The organism is Limisphaerales bacterium, assembly GCA_014382585.1.
GTDB lineage: Bacteria > Verrucomicrobiota > Verrucomicrobiia > Limisphaerales > UBA1100 > JACNJL01.
Window position 1 is genome coordinate 6,697 of sequence record JACNJL010000010.1, and the last position, 9,340, is coordinate 16,036.

The following is a 9,340-nucleotide window of genomic DNA, read 5'->3' on the forward strand; positions in this document are numbered from 1 at the left end:
TGGTTTTTTCTGCCGGGGGCTTTTTGGAGCATCCTCCCATGAGGAGCAACGTCGGAAAGCCCCAAATTAGTATGTGAATGAAGAGCTTCATTGGATGACCAATCCCGGTGAATAATATTTCAGTTGCTTGACCGCTTCCTTGGATAAGCGCGTGCGGCCGATCTTAAGCATGCGTAGGCTGCCCCAGCCCGCTAAGTGCCGCGCAGCGGAATCCGTGATCTCCGTGTCCGTGAGATCCAGCACGCGCGGCTGGAAGAGCACCGCCATGTGCTCGAGATCCGTATTTGTAATGCGCGCGTGCGCAAGGTTTACCGTAATCACTTCACCGGTAACGGGATGGCGCTCAAGTTTTCCGCCCACGGAATTCAGAGCGGCTTCGGAATCCATACCGTTAGTGCGCAATGCCACTGTGAAAGGGCCATTCGCGGCTGCCTTGAGTTGAGGTTTGGGCAATGGCAGTGGCTGGTCGACTAATGAGGTGAACAGGTTGGTGAAAATCATATTTGCCTGCCACGCGTCGAGATCTTTCCATCGGAAATTCGCCGGGGCCAAACGCGTGCTGCTCAGGTAGGGCGGCCGGGCATGCGCGCCAAGTGTAGGATCAATCCCCAAGTACCACGAGACCGGCTGGTACGGGACCGTTTTCCGATACAACGGATCCGCGCCATTGGGCCGGGTCCGGATAAGGTGGGCGCGGTGGGCTTGCGTTATCCCCTCCCGTACTGTGTGATCTCTGGCGGCAAATTGCTGCACCTGCAACAGGCGCGCGCGTAGCAGTGCGGTTTCGCCGGTGTGATACGATTCCGCGCGCTTCTTGGCGAGGTCATCCATCTCCAATCGCGTGAACGCCAGCCATTGATTCACCAATATAAATCGCTCTGCATCGGTCACCACTTGTTTGCCGCGTATGGCCGTCAATAAACGATGGAATTGCTCGCGGTTGGCATCCACAAAGAGATCCAAGTCATTGGCCTTCTTGGGTTGAGCCTGAATTTTGTACCAACTCTTCCAGCCCTTGAGCAGCATTGGGATGCCCTGGGGCCAATTGGTTTGAACATTTTTCGCCCAATTAATGCTGCGCTCAAATTGCCACTCGCTGTCTGATTTTGCCTGCAACAGTGCCGCGCGGAAATACGGTTGCGCAGAAGGGTTTCCCAAAAAAAAGTCGACCAACGATTGCGCCAGAAAATAACCGACGCCTACATCGCCGATGACCTTTTCCCAATCATCATATTGTGTGGACGCAATGAAATCCACAAACTGCTCCGTGCTCATCTTTTGCACCAAATCCATGTAGCGTTGATATTGGCGCATGTTATCAATTTTCTTTTGCACGCCTAAATGTTGTTTGCGGTTGGAGTACCACTCTGGCAAACCTTCCGAAAGCCACAGCGGCATCACCCCGTAATTCGCCGCATGCACGGCGTGGCACATTTCGTGCAACAGCGTCGGGACGATTTCCCACGGCAACTCGTGGTTCCAATAACACACAATCGGGGTGGGTATTTGCGGCTCCATCCTCCGGTCATTCTGTTGGTTGACCCGCACGAGGATGCGCGTGTAGCCCAGCGTGCCCGGGCCCACGGTGCTGCCGTTGGCCGCCGAGTACTTCCGGTACGCCTCAAAGTTGGGCAGGAAATCAATTTTGTAATGAAACCCTTTGGGTACCGTGATGCCAATGGCGCGGTACTTGGTAATCAACAATTCTCCTTCTCGCGCAATATATTGCGCCAACGAAGGTGGAATAGCCGAACCGTGCGTGTTCATATACACTCGGCCAAACCGCTGATAACCCTGCTGGCCAAAGGCAGCGGGCGGCAACAACCACACCACCAAAAATGCAACCGCACAAACACCACGCACAAGGCACATTCGTTTGAATCTAATATCAATCATCATCAATAATCAACGGCATGGTGCGGGGTCGGTTCAATCTACCACTCCCCACCCCGACCCGCAACCGTCAATTAATTAAATAAATAACAAATACCTGAAATGGTTTTTCAATGGCGTGGAAGACCGTTGCGGTTGACCGAAGTTGTGCTAACAATTGCGTGCCAAATCCGGATCGATGGATTGGGTTCAGGCGTCCACCTGTTGGAGATCGGGAGTTTTCCTCCCGGTGGCTCTACCCCTGTGGTTTCGCTGCGTAGGCCGGTCAGTGAATTTTGCTATTCACCCTCAACATCACCCACGGGCGCAAGGATGGCCGCTCAAGACGCTTACGCGCGAACTTTGACTCGTCTGATTTTCATTATCCCCTAATTTCCCTTGATGCAGTAGAGATGCTTTTCCCCGCGCAGCAGAAGCTTGCTGTTCACCGGCACCGGCGAGGCGATGATGCGCTCGCCCATGTCATTCTCCGACAATAACTTGAAGCCGCCACTAATTCCCGCGACAAACACCGTGCCGTCCTCGCGGGCGGAATAAATCTTGCCGTCGCCGATGGACGGGCTGGAGTAGTAGCTCGCGCGGTTTTTGGGGAACTGACCCTTCCAGATCGTCTCGCCCGTCTTCGGGTTCGTGCACAGCACCTCGCCGCGGTCGCGCACGGTGTATACGCGGCCCTCATGCGCGGCGGGCGTCGGCACGAAACTGCTCGCGCCCGTTTCCCACGCGCGATGCGAAGCCGTCACGTCGCCCTTGCCGTTGAGCTTGATGCCCGCCAGCTTGCTGCCGCGCCCGTAGGGCACCACCGCCATATCGCCTACCTTCACGAAGGACGACACCACCACCCAGTTGCCGCGCTTTTGCGGATTAAAACCCGCGCAACTCCAGAGAATTTTCCCGTTGGCCGCATCGTGCGCCGTGAGTCGTTCCGCGCCCCACACCAGCAACGCCTCGCGTCCGTTTTGCTGCGTGACCAACGGCGTTGCATAGCTGTGGTCGCCCTCGCGCGGCGTTTTATAATTGCGCTCCACCTTCCACGCCAGCTCCCCCGTGCGCTTGTCAAACGCCAGCAGCCACGAGTTCCCCTCGCGCATCAATGCCATTACCACGTGCTTCTGCGTGAGCACCGGTGAAGTCCCAAAATCCCAGTACAACGAGTCGCGCCCATACGACGAGAGATCCTTTTGCCAAAGCACCTTCCCCTTAAAATCCACCGCCGCCAGCGTCTTGCTTTTAAAGAACGCGAAGAACGCCGTCCCATCCGTCACCGCCGAGGAATTGCTTCCCGAACCGTTCCGGTGCTTCCCCGGTTTCTCCCGGCCCAGCACCACCTGCCAGCGCTTCCGCCCATTCCAGTCAAACGCCAGCAACGCATCCTTCCCCTCCACCGGCGCGGTCAACACGATGTGATCCCCCCACACAATCGGCGTCGAGCACCCTTTTCCCGGTAACGCCACCCGCCACGCCCACTTCGCCTCGTCGGTGAGCTTCACGGGATACGCCCCGCCCGTCGCGCTGCCATTGACTTTCGGCCCCCGCCAACTCGGCCAGTTGTCAGCCATCACCGAGGCGGCCAAAGAGAGAGTGAGTGCGGCGGAAAAAAGAGTGTGCTTTGACATGCGCCCATTATAGGCACCCGCGAACACGCGGCAAAATAAAAAGGCGCCGTGAAAATGTTTTCGATAACTACCGGATGCACGCAACCGCCAATTCAGTTCCGGCGGGCGACCAGTTCGCACCATTGACTACAAGTGATCGTGGAGTATCGTGGGGGGAGGACAAATGGCCCAGTTTTTATCAAGATTCAAAGATGGGAACCAAATGGAAAAAGCTCATAGCAGGAACGGTCACATTGTTGCTGATACTTGGCTGCGACAGTTCAGATTTGCCCAAGCCAAACTCGCCCGCGGCGTCCGCCAATACGGCTCCCACGCCACCGATCGAGCCATGGATCAAGGCCCTGCGACAGGGCAGCAAAACCAATTCGGTTAAAATTAAAAAGGTCGAGGCGTGGCTGACCAAAAATTTGCCCAAGGGCAAGGCCACCCAACAAGACGTGGCGGCGGCCTTGGGGCGTCCAGAAAAAGGCGTGAATGAGTGGGTGGAAACTTCTCGCCTGAATCTCGACCGCCCCCAGCGCGACAACGTGGAATTATGGCAATACACGCTGGTGGAAGACAGTGCCACCGGCACCTACCTCGTGATGCACTTCGATCGCGGGTCACACACCCTCACCGACTGGGAGTTCAGCTCATGGATTTGCGGCTTCTGCCCGCATGTGTTTGCCTTCGATGGGCGCTGGCGGTTGGAAGGCAAAATGCTCGCCGGCTGCGTGGGTGCCGAACGCGCGGGAACGGACACCCTGCTCCTGCCCCGCCTGCAACCGCGCGATGGTCGCCTGCGCGTGCGCCTCTCCAACCTTGCGCCCGAAACCGATCACGTGAGCCACGCCCAACTCGCCGCCGTGCCGCTGGCCGAGGGCGAGGAGCTCGACATCACCCATGCCGGCAACCCCACCGTTTGGCATGCCCAACAAGAACTGCCCGTTGATTTTTCACAAACCGCCGAAGTCGCCCTGCCCGTCAACCCCAACTCCGGCAGCGATGTGTTGGTTTTGGAAGTTCGCAACACCCGCGCCTTTGAAACTGAAATGCGAGGCGTATTTCTCGACGGCAAAAAAGAAACCGCCCAAACCACGCTTGAGGTCAGTTTCGATGGCGGGAAAAAAATCGACGTCCAACCCGTCGGCACAAAATTCCTGCGCCGTATCGTGATCGCCATCCCGCTCGCCACCCGTCAAATCACACTCCGCGCCCCAAACAAATTCTGGTACACCCGCCGCCTCTGGCTCGGCCAACAAAACAAAAAGCCCGCCATCCACTGGCAATTCCCCGCCAACCCGAAACCCCTCCGCCTAAAACTCAACGAACACGCCGTGTTGGAATTCCCGCCCCCACCCATCACACCAAACGGTCGCACCGGCTACTCGCTCCGCATCCGAGGGAGCTACGAATTTAATGTAAACCGTCAACAGCCTAAATAAACTCGTTGATTAAGTTCTCCAAGAACTCCTGCCGACCACTGACGTTGGGGGTGACGTCGCCTTTCTCGAGCATGTAGGTTTCGAGGCTTGCGAATGAGGCTTCGCCGTTTTCAATTTGTTGGCCGATGCCGGTGTCCCAGCTGGCGTAGCGGTCTTTCATGAACGCGGCTAAACGACCGTCTGCGCGGATCGCGGCGGCAATTTTTAGGCCGCGGGCGAAGGCGTCCATGCCGCCGATGTGCGCGTGGAAAAGGTCGATCGGCTCGTGGCTTTCGCGGCGCACTTTGGCATCAAAATTCACTCCGCCCGGCGCGAGGCCGCCGTGTTTCATCACCGCCAGCATGCACTTGGTGGTGAGATAAATGTCGGTCGGAAATTGGTCGGTGTCCCAGCCGAGCAACAGATCACCGGTGTTCGCGTCCATCGAGCCGAGGAAACCCTGCCCGCCGGCGTAGTCGATTTCATGCTCCATCGAGTGACCCGCCAGCGTGGCGTGATTGGTCTCGAGGTTCAGCTTCACGTGATCTTCCAAACCATACGTGCGCAGAAAGTTGATGCACGCGGCGGCATCGAAATCGTACTGATGTTTTGTGGGCTCCTTCGGTTTGGGCTCGAACATAAACTGGCCGGTGTAGCCAATCTCTTTCGCGTAATCCACCGCCATGTGCATGAACGCCGCGAGATGATCCAGCTCGCGGTGCATGTCCGTGTTCAGCCAATTTTGATATCCCTCGCGCCCGCCCCAAAACACATAACCTTCGCCGCCGAGATCTTTCGTCACCTCCAGCATCTTCTTCACCTGCGCCGCCGCAAACGCAAACGCGTCCGCATTGGAACTCGTCGCCGCGCCGTGCATGTAGCGCGGGTTGCTGAACAAATTCGCCGTGCCCCAAAGCAGCCGCTTCCCCGTGCGCGCCTGTTCCTCCTTCAACACCGCTGCCACCGAATCGAGATTCGCATGGCTCTCCGCCAGCGACGCCCCTTCCGGCGCCACATCGCGATCGTGAAAACAATAAAACGGCGCGCCCAGTTTTTCCAAAAATTCAAAAAACACCCGTGCCCGATTCTCCGCATTCGCCACATCATCCGCCCCCTCCCAAGGGCGCAACGCCGTCCCCGGCCCGAAGGGATCCGCGCCGCCTCCGCGCATCGTGTGCCAATACGCCACGCCAAAGCGCAGGTGATCGGCCATCGGCTTGCCCTCCACCACCTCGGCGGCCTCGTAATGTTTAAAGGAAAGCGGATTCTTGGAATCCGCACCCTCGTACTCAATCGTTTTTACCTCAGGAAAAAATTCAGCCATAAGATTAAAATAATAAAATCGGTTCGCGCGCATTGGACGGAACAGGCGAGGTCAAGTCAAGGCAAAGGCAATTGAAGATACATAGATTTTGACGCGCAACACAAGTTGTGGTCCCTTTAGCCCATGAAAGATTACACCGCAGTCGTCGAGCAATGTTCTGAAACGGGGTTGTTCGTGGGCTATATTCCGGGCTTTACAGGAGCTCATTCGCAAGGCGAAACGCTAGAGGAATTGACCGCCAACTTACGCGAGGTGGTGGCGATGCTTTTGGAGGATGGAGTTCCTCAGCTTGAGGCGGAGTTTGTGGGCACTCAAACAATTTCCGTGGGTTGAGCTATGGGAAACATTCCCGTACTCAAGCCGCGTGAAGTGGTTCGGCTGCTTAAAAAATTGGGCTTCGAGGAAGTTCGGCAACGCGGTTCCCACAAACAATTTCGGCATGACGATGGGCGGGGCACGACAGTGCCGTTCCACTCCGGCCGCGGCATCTGACCAATTATTTTGCGCCAAATTGCCAAAGACATTGGCGTGACCCTGGCTGAACTGTTGAAGGGCTGAGCCTCACCAAACCTCAACCGGCCCTTTGGGGACGGGGATGGCTTTGCGTTTTTCGACGGCGGTTTCGGGTTCGTTCATGAAGGAGGCGACCATTGGGGGGAGTTGGTATTGGGGGAGGAGTTGGCCGTCCGTGTCGGTGAATGTTTCGCGCCAGTTGAGGTAGTCGGCGAGGACGGTTTCGAAATTCTCGCGGGTGCTGATTTGGACGACGGCTTTGTTGAAGGGCTTGGCGGGGCCGAAGCGTTTGGCGTACCAGGGGGCGACTTTGCGGAACATCACGCTGCCGCGGTTTTCCCCAAAGACTTCGACCATCAAATCGTAATGCCGACGCAACACGCGGATGCGTTCATCGAAGGTCGGCTCGGGCAATAGCTCGCCGGTCTCGATGGCGTGCTGCGTGTGTTTGAAAATCCACGGATTATAAAACGCCCCACGCCCGATGCTCACGCCCGCGCAGCCGGTGGCCTCGAACATATGTTTCGCGGCCTCGGCGGTGGTGACGTCGCCATTGCCCACCACAGGCAAATCGGGTACGGCCTCGACGACTTTGCGAATACCATCGAGATTCACCGTGCCCTCGAAGCCTTGCGCGCGCGTGCGGCCGTGGACGAAGATGGCCGCGATGCCGGCGTCGGCCAAGGTGCGCGCGAGGTCGGGTGCGGTGAGATTGTTGTCATCCCAGCCCAAGCGCATCTTGGCGGTGACGGGAATTTTCAGGGCATCGACCATCCCGCGCACGAGCGCGTGCGTTTTGTCCAGCTCCGTCATCATCGCCGAGCCGCCGCCGGTCTTCACCACCTTGCGGACGGGACAACCCATATTGATGTCGATGGCCGAGATGCCGAGCGCTTCAAGTTGCAGCGCCGCATCACGCATCTCCTCCGGCACCGCGCCAAAGAGCTGCACCGCCAGCGGCCGATCGGCGTCATTCGTCTCGATGAGCTTCAGCGCCTTCGGATTGCGCTCGATGAGCGATCGGGCATTGACCAGATCGGTGGTACACAAATCCACCCCGCCCACCTCGCGGATCACGAGCCGGAACGGCAGATTCGTATACCCCGCCAACGGTGACAAAAAGAGATTCGATCCCAGCGTTAATGTGCCCATTTGAAACATAATGCTCATGAAATTTTAACAGAGATGGGCAGGATATTCAGGATAATATTTTCATCCTGTGCATTCTGGATATTCGTGTACTTCAGAAATCGACCGCCTCAATGAGCGTGGGGATGATGACCGAGAGGGTCGGCACGGCCTAGTCCCCATTCAAATTTTTGTACGCGCCGAAGTCGCTGAAGAAGTGTTTCTTGGCGAATTTGTAAATCCAGCTTTTTTCGGGGACTTGCTCGGTGCGGTTCCATTGGCTGGGGCGGTTGTCCATCGCAGCGAGCTCGGCAGTTGCGGTTTTGCGGGCGGTGCCGTCGGGGGCGTCGTGTTTCTCCACGAAATCTTTCACCTTGTCCGGGCGCTCGAGCATGATGCAGCCGCGGGTGGTCTCGCTGCTCATCTTTCTGAAATCCTTCAGGTACTCACTCTGCACAAACACGTCGCGGATGTGGCGCTCGTCTTTGATATTTTCCTTGGCGAATTGAATAATGGGGCACGGCTCGATGGCGCCCCACGGGCTGATGTGATGGCTGATGCCGGTGGCGGCGGGGCACAGCGCCTGGCCGTCGTCCATATAATAGGCGTCGATGAGCGCGAGCGGTTTTTGCGCGCGCATGTTCACGACGAATTTGCGGATCTTGATTTGCTGCTCGGGCGTGAGGCAAAGCTCCTCGCTGGGCTCGGGGCCGACGGGGCGGTAGGTGTGGTACCACGCGTACATCACGCCCAGGTCGATGAGCTTGTCGAGCCACTCTTCGCGCAGGAGATCGTCGATATTGTTTTGGCACAAGCTGGTGGCCACGCCGGTGAGCAGTTTGTTTTCCACGCAGTTCAAAATGCCCTGCATGCTCTTGCTATAAACCTCCTTCTTGCCGCGGCGTTCGTCGCTGATGATCTCCGTGCCCTCAATGGAAATCAGCGGCGTCACATTGCCCATCGCGCGCATCTTTTTCGCCACCTCATCGGTGATGAATTGGCCGTTGGTGAAAATCTGAAAATAACAATCCGGATGCTCCGCCAAAATATCGAGCAGCCCCTTGTACATAAACGGCTCGCCGCCGAGGATGCCGAAGAAACTATTGCCAGCCTCGCTCGCCTCGCGAATGAGCCGGTGTAAATGCTCCGCCTCAATCTTCTCCTGTTTCGCCGCCACATCCACCCAACACCCTTGGCAGCGGAGATTGCAGGAATTGAGCACGGAAATATAAAGGAACGGCGGAAAGTACTCGCCTTTTTTCAGCCCCTTTTTGAACCGCTGCACACTCCGCATCCCGCGCCAGCCGAAGTTGTAGGCAAACTTCCACAACAGACGCTTGTCCGTCTCGAGCAAAACCCGCTTGGCCATCCGGAGGTACACGCGCGGACTATCGGCGGGGAATGACCAATTATCAATGACCAATGTTCAAGGATGCGAATGGAGGGACGAGCCTGCGAGTCCG

8 protein-coding genes are annotated in these 9,340 nt (G+C 57.2%); 3 read left to right on the forward strand and 5 right to left on the reverse strand.

Annotated features, from left to right (window positions below):
* Window positions 1-87: 87 nt before the first annotated feature.
* Both H8E27_00190 and H8E27_00195 read right to left on the reverse strand, forming a co-directional pair.
* Window positions 88-1,899 (reverse strand): hypothetical protein, encoded by a 1,812-nt coding sequence (locus H8E27_00190; GenBank protein MBC8324039.1) that lies wholly within the window; start codon window positions 1,897-1,899, stop codon window positions 88-90.
* A gap of 362 nt (window positions 1,900-2,261) precedes the next feature.
* Window positions 2,262-3,509: a PQQ-binding-like beta-propeller repeat protein gene (locus tag H8E27_00195; protein ID MBC8324040.1), complete on the reverse strand. Its 1,248-nt coding sequence runs from the start codon at window positions 3,507-3,509 to the stop codon at window positions 2,262-2,264.
* Window positions 3,510-3,700: 191 nt separating this feature from the next.
* On the opposite strand from H8E27_00195, the gene H8E27_00200 reads away from it, so the two are divergent.
* A complete protein-coding gene (locus tag H8E27_00200) occupies window positions 3,701-4,933 on the forward strand; it encodes a hypothetical protein (protein MBC8324041.1) in 1,233 nt (410 codons plus the stop codon).
* On the opposite strand, the gene xylA is transcribed toward H8E27_00200, so the two are convergent.
* On the reverse strand, window positions 4,926-6,236 hold the full coding sequence (gene xylA, locus H8E27_00205) for a xylose isomerase (protein ID MBC8324042.1): 1,311 nt from the start codon (window positions 6,234-6,236) through the stop codon (window positions 4,926-4,928). The two genes, H8E27_00200 and xylA, sit on opposite strands and share 8 nt — an antisense overlap.
* Before the next feature lie 123 nt (window positions 6,237-6,359).
* Here xylA and H8E27_00210 point away from each other — a divergent pair, with 123 nt between their 5' ends.
* Both H8E27_00210 and H8E27_00215 read left to right on the forward strand, forming a co-directional pair.
* On the forward strand, window positions 6,360-6,569 hold the full coding sequence (locus H8E27_00210) for a type II toxin-antitoxin system HicB family antitoxin (GenBank protein ID MBC8324043.1): 210 nt from the start codon (window positions 6,360-6,362) through the stop codon (window positions 6,567-6,569).
* Between the two features lie 3 nt (window positions 6,570-6,572).
* The gene (locus H8E27_00215) at window positions 6,573-6,728 is read left to right on the forward strand and encodes a type II toxin-antitoxin system HicA family toxin (protein ID MBC8324044.1); all 156 of its coding nucleotides are present in this window, start codon (window positions 6,573-6,575) and stop codon (window positions 6,726-6,728) included.
* A gap of 69 nt (window positions 6,729-6,797) precedes the next feature.
* Here H8E27_00215 and dusB read toward each other — a convergent pair whose 3' ends face one another.
* Window positions 6,798-7,910, reverse strand: coding sequence for a tRNA dihydrouridine synthase DusB (gene dusB / locus H8E27_00220; protein MBC8324045.1), 1,113 nt, complete (start codon window positions 7,908-7,910; stop codon window positions 6,798-6,800).
* A 139-nt stretch (window positions 7,911-8,049) separates the two neighbouring features.
* Window positions 8,050-9,258 carry a radical SAM protein gene (locus tag H8E27_00225; protein MBC8324046.1) on the reverse strand — a complete coding sequence of 403 codons (1,209 nt, stop codon included), beginning with the start codon at window positions 9,256-9,258 and terminating at the stop codon, window positions 8,050-8,052.
* Window positions 9,259-9,340: the final 82 nt, after the last annotated feature.

Excerpts from the sequence above, each read along its gene's own strand:
- H8E27_00190 (MBC8324039.1), bottom strand. The coding sequence starts at position 1,899 with ATGATGATTGATATTAGATTCAAACGAATGTGCCTTGTGCGTGGTGTT.
- H8E27_00195 (MBC8324040.1), bottom strand. The coding sequence starts at position 3,509 with ATGTCAAAGCACACTCTTTTTTCCGCCGCACTCACTCTCTCTTTGGCC.
- H8E27_00200 (MBC8324041.1), top strand. The coding sequence starts at position 3,701 with ATGGGAACCAAATGGAAAAAGCTCATAGCAGGAACGGTCACATTGTTG.
- xylA (MBC8324042.1), bottom strand. The coding sequence starts at position 6,236 with ATGGCTGAATTTTTTCCTGAGGTAAAAACGATTGAGTACGAGGGTGCG.
- H8E27_00210 (MBC8324043.1), top strand. The coding sequence starts at position 6,360 with ATGAAAGATTACACCGCAGTCGTCGAGCAATGTTCTGAAACGGGGTTG.
- H8E27_00215 (MBC8324044.1), top strand. The coding sequence starts at position 6,573 with ATGGGAAACATTCCCGTACTCAAGCCGCGTGAAGTGGTTCGGCTGCTT.
- dusB (MBC8324045.1), bottom strand. The coding sequence starts at position 7,910 with ATGTTTCAAATGGGCACATTAACGCTGGGATCGAATCTCTTTTTGTCA.